Raw genomic sequence first — 19,562 nt, 5'->3', positions numbered from 1 at the left:
ACATTGTTCATTCTACATTACCCATTATCCATTTAATTAGGCTACCGTATTCTCCAGCGTACCGATGCCTTCAATTGAAATGCGGACCACGTCGCCGGAGGCAAGGGTGAAGCTGTCGGGCGGTACGATGCCGGTGCCGGTCATCAGGTAGCAGCCGTTCGGGAATGAACACTCGCGGAAGAGGAAGCCCGCCAGCTCATCGTGTTTACGCTTCATCTGATCTATCGCAATCTGATTTTCAAAGACTACCTCACCACCACGACTGATTTCCAGCCGGATGACGGTCGACGGAGCAATCGGTTCGGCCGGCACGTAGAGACAAGGGCCCAGTGCGGCACTCCCGTCGTAGGTCTTGGCTTGTGGCAGATACAACGGGTTTTCGCCTTCGATACTCCGTGAGCTCATGTCGTTCCCGCAGGTATACCCCACAATTTTACCCGAGCTGGTGATAAACAGCGTCAGTTCCGGCTCAGGCACATCCCACACCGAATCTTTCCGGATACGCACCTGGCCTTTCGGGCCAACCACCCGCGAGGCCGTCGATTTAAAAAACAATTCAGGGCGCTCCGCGTCGTAGACACGGTCGTAGAAATTACCGCCACCGGCTTTTTTTGATTCTTCCATCCGGGCATCACGGCTCCGCAGGTAGGTTACTCCCGAGGCCCATACTTCCTGCTGTCCGATAGGTGCCAGCACCTCCTCCGTTGCCCAGTGGGCGTACTCATCTGACTCGGCCGACGACGGAATGGCCTCTAACAGAAACGAATGCAGATCATCCTGATTAACCAGGTAATCCCAGTCATCGGAAGGAGCACGGTGAAACCGGCCATCATGCTCGACTACCAGTCCTTGGCGGGTTTTGTATAGCTTCATATTAATTGTACGGAATTTATTTTGAAAGGACTATTGACTTATATTTTACTTTTATCGTAATATTGCGATCACAATCATTAACTCAATCATTCAGCATGGGCGTCACCAAAACCGAAGTTTTTACCGACGAGCATAACCGGATAGCGGAGCTGGCCAAGGCCTTTGCGCATCCGGCGCGGGTAGCCATTCTGCAGTTGCTGGCACAGAAAAAAGCGTGCGTCTGCGGTGATCTGGTCGATGAGTTGCCGCTGGCGCAGGCAACTGTCTCGCAGCATCTGAAAGAGCTGAAACGCATCGGCATTATCAAGGGCGAAATAAATCCCCCACGGGTGTGCTATTGCATCAATGAAGCTGTCTGGCAGGAAGCCCGGGAACTCTTCGGGTCTGTGCTTGACACATTTACCCCTAACAACTGCTGTTAATTTTTTTACCCATATCTATCGTATTATTACAATAAACCGATTAAAACTATGCAAACTGACGAACAACTCAAAGCTATTGTACGCGAAAAGTACACAGCCATTGCAGGCCAACCAGCGGAACAAAACGCGGCATCCTGCTGCGGATCAGGACCGGTAAGCTGTTGCTCACCGGCAGATGTCCCGATCATGGCCGATGATTACACCCAGCTGGATGGCTACGTGGCCGATGCCGATCTGGCCCTCGGATGCGGCTTGCCCACCAAATTTGCCCTGATTAAGGAAGGCGATACCGTAATTGACCTGGGCTCCGGTGCCGGCAATGACTGCTTTGTTGCCCGCCACGAAACCGGCCCGACCGGCAAGGTGATTGGCATTGATTTTACCGAAGCGATGATTCAGCGGGCACGTACCAATGCCGAAGTACGCGGGTTCAACAACGTCGAATTCCGTCAGGGCGATATCGAGCAAATGCCGGTGAGCGATAATGTCGCCGACGTTATTGTCAGCAACTGCGTACTGAATCTGGTGCCGAATAAGAAAAATGTTTTTGCCGAAATTTTCCGCGTACTGAAGCCGGGCGGGCATTTCAGTATTTCGGACATTGTTCTGCTCGGCGATTTACCGGCCAACCTGCAACAGGCCGCCGAAATGTATGCCGGCTGCGTATCCGGAGCCATTCAGCGGGCCGATTACCTGCGACTGATCGACGAAGCCGGTTTTACCGCCGTGTCCCTGCAAAAAGAAAAGGCCATTGACTTGCCGGATGACATCCTTCAGCATTATCTTTCGGCCGATGAGATTGCCGCCTTCCGGGATTCCGGCACTGGTATCCAAAGCATTACAGTATATGCCGAAAAACCGGGTGGCCCGCAATCGGGTGCCGCACAATCGCCGAAGCCGAAGCGGCAGTTGGAATCCCTGGCCGGCACATCTGCTGAAAATTGTTGTACACCGGGTAGTGGTTGTTGTTAATGACGATGAAACGAATTCTGGTTCTTTGTACGGGAAACTCCTGCCGCAGCCAGCTGATGCATGGCTTTCTGGCGCAAATGGCCGGCGACCGGGCTGAGGTATACAGTGCGGGCGTTGAAACGCACGGCGTCAACCCGAAAGCCATTGCCGTTATGGCCGAGGCCGGTATTGATATCTCAGGCCATACGTCAAACCATGTAGATGAATATCAGCACATTCCGTTTGATTATGTGATCACGGTATGCGATAACGCGAAAGAACGCTGTCCGTGGTTTCCGACAACGGCTGAGCTGTTCCATCATAACTTTCCGGACCCTGCCAAAGCCACCGGCACGCCCGAAGAGGTAATGAATGTCTTCCGCGAGGTACGGGACATGATCCGGAACTACGCGCAGAACTTTGTAAACGAAACGATTGTCTAACGCCAGTACTGCATGTATATGCCACGACCAGCCCGGTTTTCGGACCGGGCCTCTCTCTGCCAGCTGTTGCAGGCCGTCGGCCTGCCAATCGAGGACTTACCGGAAGACCCCGGCCATTTTTTTGTGCTGACCGACCAGCAGACCGTAATCGGTTCGGCCGGTATGGAACCCTATGACTCCGTAGGGTTATTGCGTTCGGTGGCCATCACACCCGACTACCGGAAAGCGCAGCTTGGCAAGCGCCTGATCGATGCCATTGAGGTACATGCCCTCGTGACCGGGATTCAGCAGCTTTATCTGATTACCACTACAGCCGACGGCTATTTCAGCAAACTGGGCTATTCGCCCGTCGACCGCACGGCTGTTCCACCGGCCATTGCGGCGACACAGCAGTTCAGCGGCCTATGTCCGTCGACGGCACGGGTGATGATGAAAGAGCTGGGGGCAGGGGGATTGCAGCAAAGGGTTTAGTGGTGGCACGACTTGAAGTCGTGCCACCACTACTGTTTCATAAGTAGTATTTATCGTTAATTTTCTTCTACACAATATCTCTTTTATTTACAAAAAGATAACTTTCGTTCACTTGCCGCGTGCGCTGACAATACCAACTTTGTATCGTTATGGCCGATCAGCAGATACTTGATAGCGAACTGATTGCCCGGCTTCGTCAGGACGACGATCAGGCTTTCCGGGTGTTGTATGAACGATACTGGTACCATTTTTTCCTTATTGCCAAACGTAAACTCCGCGACGAAGCCCTTGCCGCCGATCTGACGCAGGAGGTATTTCTAAAACTGTGGCAAAAACGTAACACGCTGCTTATCAGCAACCTCTGTGCATACCTGACTACTTCGCTAAAGAACAGCATTATCGACCATGTCCGTAATCAGCTACAGGGCGAACAATATGCCAGCCATTATCTACAAGCGGTTCCTTTACACAGCACCTGTACTTCAGATGCGGTTCAGTATGAACAGCTTACGGATTCGCTACATCAGGCCTTACAGCATCTGCCCGATAAAACGCGCGAAGTATTTGTCATGAGCCGATTTGAACAACTCTCTATCCGCGAGATTGCCGAGCGGCTCGGCGTTTCTGAAAAAGCCATCGAATACCACCTGACGCGTTCGCTCACCTTCCTCCGCACTCACCTGCACGACTACGCTACCGCCGTTATTGTCGCTACTATTTTCAGTCGTTAACAAATTCTTAATAAATCGTCTTAGGGTATTTACTGAGTTGTCCGTCTAGCCAGCAGTAACGGGGATAAACCCCTGGTTGCTACCGGATAAGCATGGACCCTCATTTACTCCAGACCCTTTTAGCCAAATACCGGAACGGAACGGCTACCGACGAGGAAAAGCAATTTATTGATGCCTGGTATGACGCCCTGGACCAGCAGGCCGACAATGCTCCTGCCCTGTCGACGGCCGGGCAAACCGCCTTCGTAAACCGGCACTGGCAGCAAATGGCAGCGCAGATTGCCCCGGCGCCTGCCCGCCGACTGACCAGTATCTATTACCGTATAGCTGCCGCAGCAGCAATACTTCTGCTGCTCGGTATCGGCTGGTACGGCTACCGGCAGCAAACCGGACCGGCCGGCAACAATGCCGCCATCAGCCAAACAGAACCGGCATCACTTATTGACAGAACCAATCAGGGTAACAAACCCATAACCCTCGCCCTCAGCGATGGCAGCCGGATTACCCTCCAGCCCGGCGGCCGTGTACAATATCCGGCGCGGTTTGCTGCCGGCCAGCGGGTTGTCCGGCTGGAAGGCGTTGGCTTTTTCGATGTACAGAAAGACCCTGACCGGCCGTTTATGGTCTTTGCCAATGGCATGGTAACCAAAGTATTGGGCACCAGCTTCACCATTATCGCCCGAACCGGTAAACCCACCGCCGAAGTGGTTGTCCGGACCGGTCGTGTGGCCGTTTTCCGCCAGACCGACGACCATGCCTCAACCTCGAACCTGGTGCTGAAGCCCAACGAGAAAGCCACGTTCTACCGCACCGACAACCGGATTGTAAAAGCCCTGGCCGACCAGCCGGTAGTCCTGCGGCCCGAAGCGATTAAAACGCATTTTGTCTACAACGACACACCGGTGGCCGAGGTATTCCGGGAATTACAGGACGTATACGGTATTACGATTGTCTTCGATCGGGAAGCATTTGCCAACTGCACGCTCACGGCTAACCTCGCCAACCTGTCCCTGAACGCACAACTCAACATGATCTGTCTTCCGATCGGTGCCCGACACCAGACGCAGGGTACGCAGGTCTACATCGGCGGCCCCGGCTGTCCTTAATCACGCACAAGATTACCCCATCCCAACCCTTCCCCTGATGTCAGGGGAAGGGTTGGGATGGGGTAAGACAAAACGAATTACAACTTAATCCTCTATCAATTAATTACTTAAACAACATGAAAAACTTTTTTTTACTCCTGCTCAGCCTCTTGCTGAGTACCGGTCTGACCCGGGCGCTGCCGGTCACGGCCCAGGAACTCCTTAACCGGCCGGTGTCCATTTCGGCCGAGGGAGAACCCCTCCGCAATGTGTTACAGGAACTGGAAAAAGCGGCCAACGTGCAGTTTGTGTATAGCCCCCGCATCATCGGTGCCGACAAACACATTTCGATCAATGCCCGTAACGAGCGGCTGTCGAGCGTACTGCAACGGTTGTTCGGGTCAATAGATGTATCGTGGGAAGTAGTAAACGGGCAGATCGTGCTCAAAAAAGTGAACGCCCACAGCAGCCTGCTGTCGTTTCCGTCGCTGCAACTCAACACACGGATTATGGCCCCGCAACAGCCGCAGCGTACGGTGACGGGCGTGGTCCGTGACAATACCAGCAACCACCCCCTACCCGGCGTCAGCATCGTGATTAAAGGCACAACGCGCGGCACCACTACAGGTGCCGACGGCAGTTTTTCAATCAACATTCCCGAAGGCGGGGCCGTAACCCTCACGTTTTCATTCATCGGTTACGAGCCTATGGAAATGCCGGTGAGCAGCAGCCAGAGCAATATTACCGTTGCGATGAAGGAATCGAGCAGCGCCCTGAGCGAGGTGGTTGTGGTCGGCTACGGTACACAGAAAAAAGTAAACCTGACGGGTGCCGTTTCGCAGGTACAGGCGAAAGATCTTGAAAACCGGCCAGTCAACAATATGTCGCAGATTTTGCAGGGCATGGTCCCGAACCTGAACATTACGTTCAGCACCGGTCAGCCAGGGCAGGGCGGCAGCCTGAACGTCCGGGGCGAAACCTCCATCAACGGCGGTGGGCCGCTCGTGCTGATTGACGGGGTACCGGGCGACATTAACCGCATCAACCCGGCCGATGTTGAAACCGTATCGGTCCTGAAAGACGCCGCTGCTTCGGCCATCTACGGGGCGCGGGGTGCGTTCGGGGTTATTCTGGTTACGACTAAAACGGCGAAAAACGGCAAGACCAGCGTCACGTACACCAACAACTTCGGCTGGTCGACACCGACCGTCAGCACGAAGTTTATGACCAACGGCTATGAATCGGTCCGCCTCAACGACGAAGCCTTTATCCGCGCTACCGGCAATAGCTACACCCGCTATTCGGAAGAAGACTATAAGGAACTGGAAGCCCGCCGCTACGACAAAACCGAAAATCCGGCACGGCCATGGGTGGTCGTTAAAAACGTGAACGGCAAGGATATTTACAACTACTATGGCAACTACGACTGGTGGAACACGATTTTCAACATGTCGCAGCCATCGCAGCAGCACAACCTGAACATGTCGGGCGGCACCGATAAGGTCAACTACTTTTTGTCGGGCTCCTACTTCGGCAAAGACGGCATCATGCGCACCAACACCGACAAATTCCAGTCGTATACCCTGCGCAGCAAGATCAATGCCCAGCTGACGCCGTGGCTGAAGGTGAGCAACAACACCCAGTATTTCGACTCGAAATATGCCTATCCGGGACTGGAAGGCGGTGCCAATGCCAACTTCGTCGCCATTACGGTGCACGCCTTACCGGCCTATGCCCCGCTGAACCCTGACGGCACGGCAACGTACAATACCCTGAAAAACAACTACTCCATCGGCGACGGCTTGTTTGCCAACCTGCTCAAAGGCGTTGCCGGCGGCGAAAAGAAAGTGCATGAGCTGACAACCATCAACTCGGTTACGATTGATTTCATGAAGAACTGGAATCTGGTGGCCAACCACTCGTACTCGTTCTACATCGCCGATGACTGGTACCGCTCAGCAGTAGCCCAGTATTCGGTGCAGCCGGGTATTCTGGCAACGGTGCCGAACTACAACGTCGATCAGCTGAAGAAAACCATGTGGTTCGACCCGACCATGTCGACCAACGTATTTACGTCGTATAACCACATCTTCGGCAAACACTATGTCGCTGCGACGGCCGGTATTAACTACGAGACCAAAAAACACCAGCGCCTGTTCGGAGCCCGCAAGAACCTGCTCTCAGAAAGCCTGAACGACCTGAACCTGGGCACCGGCGAACAGCTTTCGGGCGGTGATTCATACCAGTACTCGCTGTTCGGGGCCTTTTTCCGGGTCAACTACGATTACCTTGGCAAGTACCTGCTGGAAGTCAATGGCCGCTACGACGGTACGTCACGCTTCGGCGAAGGCCGCCGCTACGGGTTCTTCCCCTCGGTGTCGGCGGGCTGGCGGATCAGCGACGAGGCGTTTTTCTCACCGTTGCGGAACGTGGTTAATAACCTGAAATTACGGGCATCGTATGGTACGCTGGGCAACCAGTTGCCGTCGAATACCAACTCATCGAGCTTTTACCCGTATATCGCCACCATTCCGACTGCCCAGTCGAGCTGGATCAATGGTGGCCAGAAACAGTTCTATGTGAACAGCCCGAACCCGATTTCGCCGGGTCTGACGTGGGAAAAAGCCACCACCACCAACTTCGGTCTGGACGCCGTTTTCCTGACCAACCGGCTGAACCTGTCCGTCGATGCCTATATCCGCAACACAACCGATATGCTGGTGCCGGGGCAGGTGCTGCCATCGGTCTACGGGGCGTCGGTACCGACTCAGAACGCGGGTGATCTGCAAACCAAAGGCTTTGAGCTGGCCCTGTCATGGCGCGATCAGTTTAAACTGGCTAACAAACCGTTCCAGTACAATGCCGCGCTGGTAGTATCAGATTCTAAATCGGTGATCACCAAATTCGATAACCCGAACAAGATTCTGTCAAACCGCTATGTGGGTCAGGTAATCGGCGAAATCTGGGGGTATACCATCGACGGCTATTTCAAAACCAACGAGGAAGCCCAGAGCTACCCTGTTGACCAGACGCTGGTGAACAAACAACGGCTGAGCGCCCCCGGCGACTGGAGCAAAATCCAGGCCGGTGACCTGAAATTCGTTGATCTGGATGGTAACGGCAAGATTGACCAGGGCGCCAATACGCTCGACGACCACGGCGACCTCCGCATTATCGGCAACAGCCGCGCCCGCTACCGCTACGGCATTAGCCTCGGCGGTTCGTGGAACGGTTTCGACCTGTCGTTGCTGGCACAGGGCATTCTGAAAAAGAGCTGGTACCCGGGCAACAACGCCGACAAATTCTGGGGTCCATACTCCCGCCCGTACTACTCGTTTGTTCCGGAGAAATTCGCCGATGACGTCTGGACGCCCGAAAACCCGGATGCGTATTTCCCGATTCTGCGCGGCTACACGGCCCTCAATGGCGGCGGCGACCTGAACGCGGTCAACAACCGGTATATGCAGAACGTCGGCTACCTGCGCCTGAAAAACGTGGTTATCGGCTACACCCTGCCGGAGCGGCTCTCGAAAAAAGTACGGATTCCGCACCTTCGTGTGTATGTCAGCGGTGAAAACCTGCTCACCTACACGCCGCTACGTACCAAATACATTGACCCTGAACAAATCGATGGCGACGGGACCAACGGCCGGACCTATCCGTTCTCGAAAACGTTCTCGGCCGGCTTAAACCTGACTTTCTAACCTTCCCGCAACGTTACGATCATGAAAAAAATAATCAGTCTTTTCGTCCTCACGCTCTGCCTGGCATCGTGTAATCTGGATTTGCTGCCACAGGACGCCATCTCGCCGGAAACGTTTTTCAAAACCGAAAACGACCTGCTGTTATACACCAATTCATTTTACAACGCCCTGCCGTCGGCCGAAGACGTGTATAACGAGGACGTAGACAATGTGGTGAAAAACAGCCTGCGCGATGAGCTTCAGGGCACCCGCGTAGTACCGACCAGCGGCGGCGGCTGGAGCTGGGGAACACTCCGGAACATCAATTACTTTCTCGAAAACTCAAAGAAGTGCCCTGACCCAAAGGCCGTAGCGAAATACAACGGGCTGGCGCGCTTTTTCCGGGCTTATTTTTACTTCGGGATGGTGAAGCGGTTCGGCGATGTGCCCTGGTACTCCCGCCCGATCGAAACCAACGACCAGGATTTGCTGACCAAAGCCCGCGACCCGCGTACGATGGTGATGGACTCGGTCATGGCCGACATCAACTACGCCATTGCCAACCTCGATGCGTCCCGCCAGCTGAATACGGTGACGAAGTGGACGGCTCTGGCGCTGAAATCACGTATCGCGCTGTATGAGGGTACGTTCCGGAAATACCATCCGGAGTTCAGCCTGCCAAACGCCGATAAGTTTCTGGACGATGCCATCGCAGCTTCCGATGAACTGATGAAAAGCAGCGGCTACACCATCTATAAGGCCACCCCGGCAACGGCTTACCTGAAACTGTTTTCGTCGGACAACGCCATCCCCGATGAGATTATCCTGGCCCGCGATTTCAGCGATGAACTCCAGACCTACCACAACCTGAATTATTATACGATGACCGCCTCGTATGGTAAGCCCGGCCTGGAAAAGAAACTGGTCAACAGCTACCTGATGGCCGATGGCTCGCGGTTTACCGACATCAAGGGCTACGAAACCATGCAGTTTTACGACGAAGTGCAGAACCGCGACCCGCGTCTGACGCAGACGATCCGCACGCCGGGCTACACGCGGATCGGCGAAACAACGCCACTCGTGCCCGAATTCGGCGCGACCGTAACCGGCTACCAGCTGATTAAGTTTGTCTCAACGCCGAAGTGGGATACGTTCAACAAGGACATTACCGACATGCCGATCTTCCGGTATGCGGAGGTGCTGCTCAACTTTGCCGAAGCCAAAGCCGAACGGGGGACGCTTACCCAAGCCGACCTCGACCGCTCCATCAAACCAATCCGTGACCGGGTGGGCATGCCGAACATGGATCTGGCCAAAGCCAATGCCCAGCCCGATCCGTATCTGGTGGGCCAGTATACGCAGGTCAAAGGCAGCAATCAGGGCGTCATTCTGGAAGTCCGCCGGGAGCGCCGGATCGAACTGGTTATGGAAAACTTTTTCCGTTGGGACGACCTCATCCGCTGGAAAGAAGGCCAGCTGCTGACGAAGCAGTTTAAGGGCATGTACTTCCCGGGCCCTGGCAGCTACGACCTCGACAAAAACGGCAAGGTCGATCTGGTGATTTACGAAGGTACGAAACCAACTGTTCCGGGGGCGCAGTTGCTGAAACTGGGCAGCGAAATTCAGCTCGAAAACGGCAATAAAGGTGGCAACATCGTGGTAAATGGCCATATTACGAAGAAATTCAACGAGGCCCGCGACTACCTGTATCCGATCCCGAAACAGGAACGCCTGCTTAACCCGAACCTGACCCAAAACCCGAACTGGGAATAAAAACGGGCGACCCCGTGGGGTCGCCCATACAGTTATGCATTCAGACAGACGCGCTTTTTTACAGAAAATGTCACAGGCGGGGGCGCTGAGCCTCTTGCCTGTGACCGGCACGCTGGCCGGTGAGGCTGCGGTCGCCGACGAAAAAAACAGGTTTGTGGTGGGGCCTTACCTCCAGCACATTGGCCCCAATGAGGCCACCATTATGTGGATTACCGGCAAAAACTGCTTTAGCTGGGTCGAATACGGGGCCGGAACCTATACTTCTAAACGCGAATTCGGGTATGTGAACGGGTTGATTGAGGCCAATAACCGCATTAATAAAATCACCCTGACCGACCTCAAGCCCGGCACCGAGCACAAATACAAAATTGTCTCGACCGAGGTGCTGGGTTACAAAGGGTCAAAGGTGGAGTTCGGCGAAAGCATCAGCAGCCCGATGTATGGTTTTAAAACCCCGTCGGACAATCAGGAGGAGGTAAAGCTGGTGATCATGAACGACATTCATGACCGGCCGCAGACGATTCCGCAGCTGCTCTACCGCCACGGCTATACCGGCAACAAGCGCGACTTCGACTTTGTGGTTTTCAACGGCGACTGTTTCGACTGGGTTTCGAGCGAGGAGCAACTAATTGACCACCTGCTGCAACCGGCCGTCGAGGTGTTTGCCAGTGAGGTGCCCTTCCTGCTCACCCAGGGCAATCACGAGTGTCGGGGCAGTTTCTCGCGCCAGTTGCCGGCTTACTTCGGGTATCCTGATAACAAATATTACTATGCCTTTACGCAGGGGCCGGTGCGGTTTGTCGTCATTGACTCGGGCGAAGACAAGGCCGACACCAGCGTCGAATACGGCGGGCTGTCGGCGTTTGACCGCTACCGCGAAACCCAGAAAAAATGGCTTGAACAGGAGATTGACAGTCCGGCGTTCAAAAAAGCGGCGTTCCGCGTGGTGCTGATTCACATTCCGCATTACCATTCCGGCGACTGGCACGGGCCAATGCATTGCCGCGAGGTGTTTGGTCCACTGCTGAACAAGGCGAATATTGACCTCCAGCTTTCGGGTCATACACACAAGTACGGTACCCACGATCCCGACAGCAACCACAATTTTCCGATTGTGATCGGCGGGGGGCCACTGGAAGGCAACCGGACCCTGATCAAGCTGCACGCAACGACCAAAAACCTGACCATGACCATGATCCGCGACGATGGCGAGGTGGTCGGCAAGTACAACCTTCCGCGTAAAAACCGTAATTAACGTCTCAGAACCGAAACCAATATGCTCAACCGTATTTCGTATTTTCTTTTCCTGATTGCCCTCCTGCCCTCACTGGCGGTTGCCTGCACGATTGATGCACCCGCCAGGGTCAAACGCATCACCGTGATGACCTACAACATCCACCACTGCAATCCGCCGTCGGCAGGGGCCAAAATCGACATGGAAGCCATTGCGCGGGTGATTAACAAGGAAAAGCCTGATCTGGTGGCGTTGCAGGAGGTTGATGTCAACACCGAACGGTCGGGCAAGGGCTTGCATCAGGCGCGGGAACTGGCGCGGCTGACGGGCATGCACGCGTATTTTTCGAAAGCCATTGATCACCAGGGCGGCGATTATGGGGTAGCGGTGCTGTCGAAATTCCCGATTGTGGATTCGTCGCGGATTATTCTGCCCATCGACCCGGCCATCGGGGGCGAAGTCCGGACCCTGGCAACCATCACGGTCGATGCCGGACGCGGACAAAAGCTCATCTTTGCCTGCACCCACCTCGACCTGAAAGAAGCCAACCGGCTCACACAGGCCGGCCTGATTCTGAAACATCTGGAAGGGTCTACACTGCCGGTTATCCTCGGCGGCGACTTCAACGCCCTGGCCGACAGCAAAGTGCTCCGGCAGCTGGAGCAGCGGTTTACCCGCACCTGTCAGGACTGCCAGCCGACGATCCCGGTCGAAAAGCCGAACCGCGCGATTGACTTTATCCTGTACAGCAACGGTGGTCGTGTGAAACCCCTTTCGACCCGCGTCATCGACGAACAATACGCCTCCGACCACCTTCCGGTCGTCGCGGAACTGACGGTGAAGTAAAGGACGTATAGTGGTGGCACGACTCAAAGTCATGCCACCACTAACCAGCTATACGCATACGCCTGGCCACCGCCCCGTTCGTGCCACCACTGCCTGTTTACTCATTCCACGCGTGGCCGACCTCTGCCAGCGGCATACAGGCAGTAAAACCGCCCGGCAGCGGATCAAAACGCAGAATTTCCTTACCGACTTTCTGTGAAGTGTAATACCCCAGCAAGGTCAGCTCCTTTAGCCGGCGGAAAAAAGCAGTCGGCGACGGCGGCGCCAGCCGGATGCCCCATACCGATGGTGGCAGTTTGGCCGCTTCCTTGTCCAGCTTCAGCAGCAGTTCTTCCCGTTGTTGTGTTGTCAGCTCTGTGAACGCCTTTCCGTATACGTCTTTGCTGGTGTCGTCTACTTTTTCCAGGCCTGCCACGAAATTCTGCTGCTCTTCTTTCGACAGCAGGTCTTTTACCATTTTGTCGACAAACTGTGGTACGCCCAGCTCCTTTGCGCCCGGCGTTTTGGTTTTCGGCAAAATGGTCTCCGCCATTTCGGCCACCGTATTTGCCTGATTAGTCGACAGAAACTCCGGTTTCCAGTCGAGTTGGGCCTCCCGCGAACAGGCCACAAAGGTTTCGGTCAAGGCCGCAGTCGATACGGCATAGCCAAAAAATAACGCGGTATGTTTGAGTGCTTCTCTTCGTTGCATGTCTTTCTAATGAATGGATAATGTAAAATGAATAATGGATAATGAAGAACCATCTTCCATTGTTCATTTCACATTATCCATTTTACATTTTTAAATATTCCCCTTTTTACTCTCGTTTACGGCGAAATCCACGGCGCGGGCGGTCAGGGCCATGTACGTGATCGACGGGTTCACACACGACGACGAGGTCATACAGGCGCCGTCGGTGACAAATACGTTTGGTACCGCATGAATCTGGTTGTTGCCGTTCAGGACCGATGTTTTCGGATCGCGTCCCATACGGGCCGTGCCCATTTCGTGTACCCCTACCCCGATGCCGCCGGAGTAATCAAACGGCGCTACGTTTTTCAGCCCCGCCGCTTCGAGCATCTCAACCGCATCGGCCTTGATCTGCTCCCGCATCTTCATTTCGTTGTCCTTAAATTCCGCGTCGATCGTCAGCGTCGGCAGGCCCCACTTATCTTTCTTGTCCTGATTCAGCGTCACGTGATTTTCGTGGTAAGGCAGGCACTCGCCGAAACCCACCAGCGACATGCCCCACCCGCCCGGATCGAGCAGTGCGTCTTTAAACGCACCGCCAACGCCTTCGGTATTGACCCCACGGCCCCAGTTACCACGCCCGGCAGCCCCCTGGTAGTCGTACCCCCGCAGGAATTTATCGGTACGGGTGGCAGCGTCGAGGTTGCGGAAACGCGGAATAAAAATACCGTTCGGCCGGCGTCCCTTGTAGTATTGGTCCTCAAAGCCATCGTAGGCACCCATCGCGCCGAGGCGGTAGTGGTGATCCATCAGGTTATGGCCCAGCTCGCCGCTGTCGTTGCCCATTCCGTTCGGGAAGCGGGTTGACGTCGAATTCAGTAAAATGCTGGTTGTTCCGAGGGTAGAGGCGTTACAGAAGATGATTTTCGCGTAAAATTCGATCATCTCCTTCGTTTCGGTATCGACAATCCGGACGCCGGTGGCGCGTTGCGTTTTCTCGTCGAAAATAATGGAATGCACCGCCGAGCCCGGCCGGACCGTCAGGTTTTTGGTCAGGTTAGCGGCAGGCAGCGTGGCGGCATTGCTGCTGAAGTAGGCCCCGTACGGGCATCCGCGTGAGCAGCGGTTGCGGTACTGGCACTGCGCCCGGCCCAGTTCGAGGTGCCACGGCTGCGGTTCGGTCAGGTGCGCTACGCGGCCGACGGTCATGTGGCGGCCCTTGAATTTGCTCTCGATCTGCTTACGAACGTGCTTTTCGAGGCAGTTCATTTCCATCGGCGGCAGAAAATAACCGTCGGGCAGGTGCGACAGGCCCAGTTTTTCGCCGCTGATACCGACAAATTTCTCGGCGTAGGTATACCAGGGTTCGATGTCCTTGTACCGGATCGGCCAGTCAATGGCGATGCCTTCTTTGGCATTTGCCTCAAAATCAAGATCACTCCAGCGGTAGCACTGTTTACCCCACATCAAAGAACGCCCCCCTACCTGATTGCCCCGTATCCAGTCGAAGCGTTTGGTTTCGGTGTACGGTGCATCCAGATCGTTATTGAAAAAATGCTTGTTGGTTTCGTTGACAAAACCGCTCCGCGTCTGCACGTGGTAAGCCTGTTTGTCTTCGTCGGTAAGCGCGCCCCGGTGCGGAAATTCCCAGTGTTCGAGGTTGGCCGTCGGGTAGTCTTCCACATGGTTTACCATGCGTCCCCGCTCAAGTACCAGTGTCTTTAAGCCCTTTTCACAAAGCTCTTTAGCCGCCCATCCGCCGCTGATGCCGGAGCCGATTACAATGGCATCATAGGTATGTGTTTTATTGACGGTGGTATTTAAATTAGACATTATAGGAATTGGTTTAGAAACATATCCCGAAGATAGGAGAAATACTCAATCGAATCTTTACAGAGGTTAGCAAACATTCCGGGCTTTCCGCTAATTTTGAACGTTTATTGAAGCCTAACTGACCAATCCGATACACATCCTACTATGGCTGAACTAATCCGGATGCCCAAAATGAGCGACACCATGACCGAAGGTGTCATTGCCGAATGGCATAAAAAAGTGGGCGACAAAGTAAAATCAGGCGATATTCTGGCCGAGGTTGAGACCGACAAAGCCACAATGGACCTTGAGTCGTACGAAGAAGGTACGTTATTATACATTGGCGTTGACAAAGGACAGGCCGTGCCTATCGACGCTGTGATTGCGGTAATCGGTGCCGAAGGCGAAGATTACAAAGCGCTGCTGAACGGTGAATCAGGTGGCAGTCAGGCACCCGCCGCTGAACCTGCACCCGCTCCGGCTGCCGAGGCCCCGAAAGCAGAAGCCGCTCCGGCTCCGGCAGCCCCTGCGGCGCCGGCCGAAGACGTGAATGCGACGGTTATCCGGATGCCGAAAATGAGCGATACGATGACCGAAGGAACCATCGTGGCGTGGCACAAAAAAGAAGGCGATACCGTAAAATCAGGTGATATCCTGGCCGAAGTTGAAACCGATAAGGCAACGATGGACCTGGAAGCCTACGAAGAAGGTACCCTGTTGTATGTTGGAGTGAAAGAAGGCGAATCTGTAGCCATTGACGCTGTAATCGCCGTGATCGGTGAAAAAGGTGCCAACTACCAGGCCCTGCTGAACGGTGGCAGCACACCGGCACCGGCCGCTGCTGAAGCGCCGAAAGCAGAGGTGGCTCCGGTTGCTGCGGCTCCGGCAACCTCAGACAACGGCGACGGCCGTGTAAAAGCGTCTCCGCTGGCGAAAGCCATCGCCGAACAAAAAGGCATTGACCTGAAACAGGTGAAAGGATCGGGTCCGGAAGGCCGCATCGTGAAAGCCGATGTAGAAGGCTTCTCGCCATCGGCTGCCCCTGCACCGGCCGCTGCAAAACCAGCGCCTGCGGCTGCTCCGGCTCCGGCCGCAGCGCCTGCACCAGCGCCGGTTGCGGCACCTGCCCCTGCCGGCGAGTACGAAGACCTGCCGGTTACGCAGATGCGGAAAACGATTGCCCGCCGGCTGAGTGAAAGCCTGTTTACAGCGCCGCATTTCTACCTGACCATGGAAATCAACATGGACAAGGCCATCGACCTGCGCGGCAAAGTAAACCAGGTAGCATCGGCCAAGGTATCGTTCAACGACTTTGTCATCAAAGCCGCTGCCCTGGCCCTGAAACAACACCCTGCGATCAACTCTTCGTGGCTGGGCGACAAGATCCGTCGCTACAAGTACGTGAACATCGGTGTAGCAGTAGCCGTAGACGAAGGGCTGCTCGTACCGGTTGTGCGGAATGCCGACCAGAAAACATTGTCGACCATTGCCGGTGAGGTGAAAGACCTGGCGGGCAAGGCCAAAGAACGTAAGCTTCAGCCGAAAGACTGGGAAGGCAGCACCTTCTCCATCTCAAACCTGGGCATGTTCGGCATTGACGAGTTTACGGCCATCATCAACCCGCCGGATGCCTGCATCATGGCCATCGGTGGTATCAAGCAAACCGTTATTTTCGACGGTGACACCCCGAAACCAACCAACGTCATGAAAGTAACGCTGTCGTGCGATCACCGTGTGGTAGACGGTGCTTCAGGCGCGGCCTTCCTGCAAACGTTCAAGCAATTGCTGGAAGATCCGATGCGTATGTTGGTGTAACCCAGGCCGATATACATTCCGAAGCCAGATCCTGTGCGGATCTGGCTTTTTTTTATCCCTGTATCAGACCATCTCTTTGTTCTGTTTACTAACAGTTGCGTTGCTGTAACAACGCAACTTATTAAGCGCTTCTTCCGTTGTCTCTCTACCATGACAACAATTCACGCAACTACCGTAGTCGGTATCCGGCATAACGGACAGATCGCTCTTGGGGCCGATGGACAAGCCACGATGGGCAATACAATTGCTAAAAGCAACGTTCGTAAAGTAAGAAGTTTGTTAAACGGCAAGGTACTGGCCGGGTTTGCCGGCTCTACGGCTGACGCCTTTACCCTGATCGAACGGTTTGAAGAAAAACTGAATGCCTTTGGCGGCAATCTGAAACGCGCCGCCATTGAGTTAGCCAAAGACTGGCGGACAGATCGTTACCTGCGCCGCCTGGAAGCCATGATGATCGTTGCCTCTAAAGACGACCTGCTGATTATTTCGGGAACGGGCGATGTACTCGAACCGGATCACGATGTGGCCGCTATCGGTTCCGGCGGTACCTATGCGCAGTCAGCTGCCCTTGCACTGAAAAAACACGCGACGCACTTAACGGCGGAGGAAATGGTACGCGAAAGTCTGCATATTGCCGCTGATATTTGTATCTATACAAATCATAACCTCGTGCTTGAAACCATTAAGTAATTTCAGCAATTTTGTTAACGGTAAATTACATTAATTAAACAAAATTTGTTGATCGTCGCTGCGGTTTTACAGCAATCTACTCACTAACGCTATGAAGGCTCTAACACGCTACCTGCCGGATCAGGCCAGGCAACGGATTGCGATTGGCTTTATTACAGCCATGCTGCTCATAGCTGTCGGGTTTGGTCTGTCGTTTTACAGCTATAACCGCCATAGTGAAGACAATTCGCTGAGCCGCCGGACAGATGTCGTCATCAATGATCTCAACGAGCTGCTTTCTTCTCTTAAAGATGTCGAAACAGGTACTCGTGGTTTTGTACTGACGCAGGACTCCATTTACCTGGAGCCGCGCCACGCAGCACTGCCCTTATTGCCCAAACGCCTGAAACACCTTAATGAACTGATTGTTGATGATCCGGCACAGAAGCAACGCCTTGACTCCCTGGAGAAACTGGTAAAAGCAAACATTTACCGTACCGACCAACTAATCGGCCTCTCGCCTACCCGTGGTAACTGGACACAGGTAAAAAGCTATCTCCTGCTGGGGAAAATGCGGATGGACGACGCCAGACGTTTGGTCGCTACCATGATCAGCGCGGAGCGCGCGCTCACTCAAACGCATGATCAGCAAGCCAGTAAGTCGTTTAATGCAACCATTATTATCATTCTCCTGCTGTCGGTGCTGACGTTTATTGTGCTGATTGTTTCCTACAATGCCCTGGAAGGCGAACTCACCCACCGGCAGCGGGTTGAAGACCAGCTGCGGGGGTATGAAGCCGAACTGAAGGCCAAAATACAGCAGTTAGAGACATCCAACGAAGAACTCGAACGGTTTGCGTTTGTGGCGTCCCATGACTTGCAGGAACCGCTCCGGAAAATTCAGTCGTTTGGCAGCATTCTCCAACAGCGCAGCCAGCAATCGGCGGATACCGAAACCAGTGAGTACATGAGCAAGATCATGCAGTCGGCCGAACGGATGTCGAAGATGATTAAGGATCTGCTACACTTTTCGCGCTTATCTGCCGGTTTGGGAAATGAGCTTAAAACCATCCGGCTGAATGACCTTGTCCGCCGGATTCTGGCCGATAAGGAACTGCAGATCAAAGGCCTCAACGCGAAGGTTGATGTTGGTGCCCTGCCTGTGATCAAGGGCATTCCGTTCCAGATTGAACAGCTGTTCAACAACCTGATTGCCAACGCGCTTAAATTTATCAGACCCGGGGTGGCTCCCCGCATTCAGATTAAGGCAGAGTCGATCGACGGTAATCTGTATCCCGAACTTGTCTCCGGTCAACCTTACACCCGAATCATGATTTCTGACAACGGGATTGGTTTCGATGAAAAGTATTTAACCCATATTTTCCAGATTTTTCAGCGCCTGCACAGCAAGACCACGTATGAGGGTACCGGTATCGGGCTGGCTATCTGCAAACGGGTTATCCAGACGCATAAAGGACACATTACGGCCATCAGTCAGCCCGGTAAAGGGGCTGCTTTTATTATTATTTTACCCGAATATCAACCACTACAAGCGTATGATAGCCCCATTTCAAACGAGGTTTATTCATATCCTGCTAGCTGACGACGACGAAGACGACCGGTTTCTGATTAAAGAAGCCTTTCAGCGTCAGTTTACGAACTGCCAGGTATCCACTGTCGATAACGGCGAAGAACTACTGGATTTTTTAAATGACTATGATCAGGAAGAAGCCTTTAACCGGCAGTTACCGGATCTGATTCTGCTGGATCTGAATATGCCGCGGCTTGATGGCCGTAATGCATTGAAGCTTATCAAGCAGAATCCGGCATGGCGGCACATCCCGATCATTATCATGACCACGTCTGACGCCTCGCCCGACATCGAACTGTCGTACCTTAACGGCGCCAACAGCTTTATTACCAAACCCGCAACGTTCCAGCAACTGACGCATGTCGCCTCCGTCATCGGTCAGTACTGGTTCGACGTCGTCACGACCTGCAATCATACGGTGGAAAAGTAAAGAGCGAAAGATAGAAAGAGCGAAAGAGCGGCTGCCGCCTATAGACAGGCGTTAGCCCGCTCT

General features: G+C 54.1%; 17 protein-coding genes. 14 read left to right on the top strand and 3 right to left on the bottom strand.

What is annotated here, in order from left to right; genetic code table 11:
* Positions 1-36: 36 nt before the first annotated feature.
* Positions 37-873, bottom strand: a complete 837-nt coding sequence (locus BLX24_RS13375) for a fumarylacetoacetate hydrolase family protein (RefSeq protein WP_071503663.1) — start codon at positions 871-873, stop codon at positions 37-39.
* A gap of 95 nt (positions 874-968) precedes the next feature.
* Here BLX24_RS13375 and BLX24_RS13370 point away from each other — a divergent pair, with 95 nt between their 5' ends.
* The 10 genes from BLX24_RS13370 to BLX24_RS13325 all read left to right on the top strand — a co-directional run bounded on the left by BLX24_RS13370 (position 969) and on the right by BLX24_RS13325 (position 12,512).
* A complete protein-coding gene (locus BLX24_RS13370; RefSeq protein ID WP_071503662.1) occupies positions 969-1,295 on the top strand; it encodes an ArsR/SmtB family transcription factor in 327 nt (108 codons plus the stop codon).
* A gap of 48 nt (positions 1,296-1,343) precedes the next feature.
* Positions 1,344-2,267: an arsenite methyltransferase gene (locus BLX24_RS13365; RefSeq protein WP_071503661.1), complete on the top strand. Its 924-nt coding sequence runs from the start codon at positions 1,344-1,346 to the stop codon at positions 2,265-2,267.
* Positions 2,268-2,272: 5 nt separating this feature from the next.
* Entirely contained in the window at positions 2,273-2,689 is a 417-nt protein-coding gene (locus BLX24_RS13360) for an arsenate reductase ArsC (RefSeq protein WP_071503864.1), read from the top strand.
* A gap of 18 nt (positions 2,690-2,707) precedes the next feature.
* The gene (gene arsN2, locus BLX24_RS13355; protein ID WP_177225832.1) at positions 2,708-3,160 is read left to right on the top strand and encodes an arsenic resistance N-acetyltransferase ArsN2; all 453 of its coding nucleotides are present in this window, start codon (positions 2,708-2,710) and stop codon (positions 3,158-3,160) included.
* A 149-nt stretch (positions 3,161-3,309) separates the two neighbouring features.
* Complete coding sequence (locus BLX24_RS13350) at positions 3,310-3,891, top strand: RNA polymerase sigma-70 factor (protein WP_071503659.1); 582 nt, start codon at positions 3,310-3,312, stop codon at positions 3,889-3,891.
* A gap of 92 nt (positions 3,892-3,983) precedes the next feature.
* Positions 3,984-4,997 (top strand): FecR family protein, encoded by a 1,014-nt coding sequence (locus tag BLX24_RS13345; RefSeq protein ID WP_071503658.1) that lies wholly within the window; start codon positions 3,984-3,986, stop codon positions 4,995-4,997.
* Positions 4,998-5,113: 116 nt separating this feature from the next.
* Positions 5,114-8,680, top strand: coding sequence for a SusC/RagA family TonB-linked outer membrane protein (locus BLX24_RS13340; RefSeq protein ID WP_071503657.1), 3,567 nt, complete (start codon positions 5,114-5,116; stop codon positions 8,678-8,680).
* A 21-nt stretch (positions 8,681-8,701) separates the two neighbouring features.
* Positions 8,702-10,432, top strand: coding sequence for a RagB/SusD family nutrient uptake outer membrane protein (locus tag BLX24_RS13335; RefSeq protein ID WP_071503656.1), 1,731 nt, complete (start codon positions 8,702-8,704; stop codon positions 10,430-10,432).
* 34 nt (positions 10,433-10,466) lie between these two features.
* A complete protein-coding gene (locus BLX24_RS13330) occupies positions 10,467-11,687 on the top strand; it encodes a purple acid phosphatase family protein (RefSeq protein WP_071503655.1) in 1,221 nt (406 codons plus the stop codon).
* Positions 11,688-11,708: 21 nt separating this feature from the next.
* Positions 11,709-12,512: an endonuclease/exonuclease/phosphatase family protein gene (locus BLX24_RS13325; RefSeq protein WP_071503654.1), complete on the top strand. Its 804-nt coding sequence runs from the start codon at positions 11,709-11,711 to the stop codon at positions 12,510-12,512.
* Between the two features lie 97 nt (positions 12,513-12,609).
* Here BLX24_RS13325 and BLX24_RS13320 read toward each other — a convergent pair whose 3' ends face one another.
* Both BLX24_RS13320 and BLX24_RS13315 read right to left on the bottom strand, forming a co-directional pair.
* Positions 12,610-13,203, bottom strand: a complete 594-nt coding sequence (locus tag BLX24_RS13320) for a gluconate 2-dehydrogenase subunit 3 family protein (protein WP_071503653.1) — start codon at positions 13,201-13,203, stop codon at positions 12,610-12,612.
* 90 nt (positions 13,204-13,293) lie between these two features.
* Complete coding sequence (locus tag BLX24_RS13315; RefSeq protein ID WP_071503652.1) at positions 13,294-15,015, bottom strand: GMC oxidoreductase; 1,722 nt, start codon at positions 15,013-15,015, stop codon at positions 13,294-13,296.
* Between the two features lie 144 nt (positions 15,016-15,159).
* Between BLX24_RS13315 and BLX24_RS13310 the strand changes: the two genes are divergently transcribed.
* From BLX24_RS13310 to BLX24_RS13295, 4 genes are all read left to right on the top strand, one after another.
* Positions 15,160-16,809, top strand: coding sequence for a pyruvate dehydrogenase complex dihydrolipoamide acetyltransferase (locus BLX24_RS13310; RefSeq protein WP_071503651.1), 1,650 nt, complete (start codon positions 15,160-15,162; stop codon positions 16,807-16,809).
* Positions 16,810-16,959: 150 nt separating this feature from the next.
* The gene (gene hslV, locus BLX24_RS13305; protein WP_071503650.1) at positions 16,960-17,499 is read left to right on the top strand and encodes an ATP-dependent protease subunit HslV; all 540 of its coding nucleotides are present in this window, start codon (positions 16,960-16,962) and stop codon (positions 17,497-17,499) included.
* 91 nt (positions 17,500-17,590) lie between these two features.
* Complete coding sequence (locus BLX24_RS13300) at positions 17,591-19,081, top strand: sensor histidine kinase (protein ID WP_071503649.1); 1,491 nt, start codon at positions 17,591-17,593, stop codon at positions 19,079-19,081.
* Positions 19,035-19,499 carry a response regulator gene (locus tag BLX24_RS13295; protein WP_071503648.1) on the top strand — a complete coding sequence of 155 codons (465 nt, stop codon included), beginning with the start codon at positions 19,035-19,037 and terminating at the stop codon, positions 19,497-19,499. The genes BLX24_RS13300 and BLX24_RS13295 overlap by 47 nt, the downstream gene beginning before the upstream one ends.
* Positions 19,500-19,562 lie beyond the last annotated feature (63 nt).

The sequence above is a fragment of the Arsenicibacter rosenii genome (assembly GCF_001870735.1).
GTDB lineage: Bacteria > Bacteroidota > Bacteroidia > Cytophagales > Spirosomataceae > Arsenicibacter > Arsenicibacter rosenii.
This window is presented reverse-complemented; position numbering and strand designations above follow the sequence as displayed.

What these genes read in the sequence shown, in the direction of transcription:
- BLX24_RS13345 (WP_071503658.1), top strand. Translation starts at nt 3,984, where the DNA reads ATGGACCCTCATTTACTCCAGACCCTTTTAGCCAAATACCGGAACGGA.
- arsN2 (WP_177225832.1), top strand. Translation starts at nt 2,708, where the DNA reads ATGCCACGACCAGCCCGGTTTTCGGACCGGGCCTCTCTCTGCCAGCTG.
- BLX24_RS13300 (WP_071503649.1), top strand. Translation starts at nt 17,591, where the DNA reads ATGAAGGCTCTAACACGCTACCTGCCGGATCAGGCCAGGCAACGGATT.
- BLX24_RS13365 (WP_071503661.1), top strand. Translation starts at nt 1,344, where the DNA reads ATGCAAACTGACGAACAACTCAAAGCTATTGTACGCGAAAAGTACACA.
- BLX24_RS13310 (WP_071503651.1), top strand. Translation starts at nt 15,160, where the DNA reads ATGGCTGAACTAATCCGGATGCCCAAAATGAGCGACACCATGACCGAA.
- BLX24_RS13340 (WP_071503657.1), top strand. Translation starts at nt 5,114, where the DNA reads ATGAAAAACTTTTTTTTACTCCTGCTCAGCCTCTTGCTGAGTACCGGT.
- BLX24_RS13350 (WP_071503659.1), top strand. Translation starts at nt 3,310, where the DNA reads ATGGCCGATCAGCAGATACTTGATAGCGAACTGATTGCCCGGCTTCGT.
- BLX24_RS13360 (WP_071503864.1), top strand. Translation starts at nt 2,273, where the DNA reads ATGAAACGAATTCTGGTTCTTTGTACGGGAAACTCCTGCCGCAGCCAG.
- BLX24_RS13370 (WP_071503662.1), top strand. Translation starts at nt 969, where the DNA reads ATGGGCGTCACCAAAACCGAAGTTTTTACCGACGAGCATAACCGGATA.
- BLX24_RS13315 (WP_071503652.1), bottom strand. Translation starts at nt 15,015, where the DNA reads ATGTCTAATTTAAATACCACCGTCAATAAAACACATACCTATGATGCC.
- hslV (WP_071503650.1), top strand. Translation starts at nt 16,960, where the DNA reads ATGACAACAATTCACGCAACTACCGTAGTCGGTATCCGGCATAACGGA.
- BLX24_RS13325 (WP_071503654.1), top strand. Translation starts at nt 11,709, where the DNA reads ATGCTCAACCGTATTTCGTATTTTCTTTTCCTGATTGCCCTCCTGCCC.
- BLX24_RS13375 (WP_071503663.1), bottom strand. Translation starts at nt 873, where the DNA reads ATGAAGCTATACAAAACCCGCCAAGGACTGGTAGTCGAGCATGATGGC.
- BLX24_RS13330 (WP_071503655.1), top strand. Translation starts at nt 10,467, where the DNA reads ATGCATTCAGACAGACGCGCTTTTTTACAGAAAATGTCACAGGCGGGG.
- BLX24_RS13320 (WP_071503653.1), bottom strand. Translation starts at nt 13,203, where the DNA reads ATGCAACGAAGAGAAGCACTCAAACATACCGCGTTATTTTTTGGCTAT.
- BLX24_RS13295 (WP_071503648.1), top strand. Translation starts at nt 19,035, where the DNA reads ATGATAGCCCCATTTCAAACGAGGTTTATTCATATCCTGCTAGCTGAC.
- BLX24_RS13335 (WP_071503656.1), top strand. Translation starts at nt 8,702, where the DNA reads ATGAAAAAAATAATCAGTCTTTTCGTCCTCACGCTCTGCCTGGCATCG.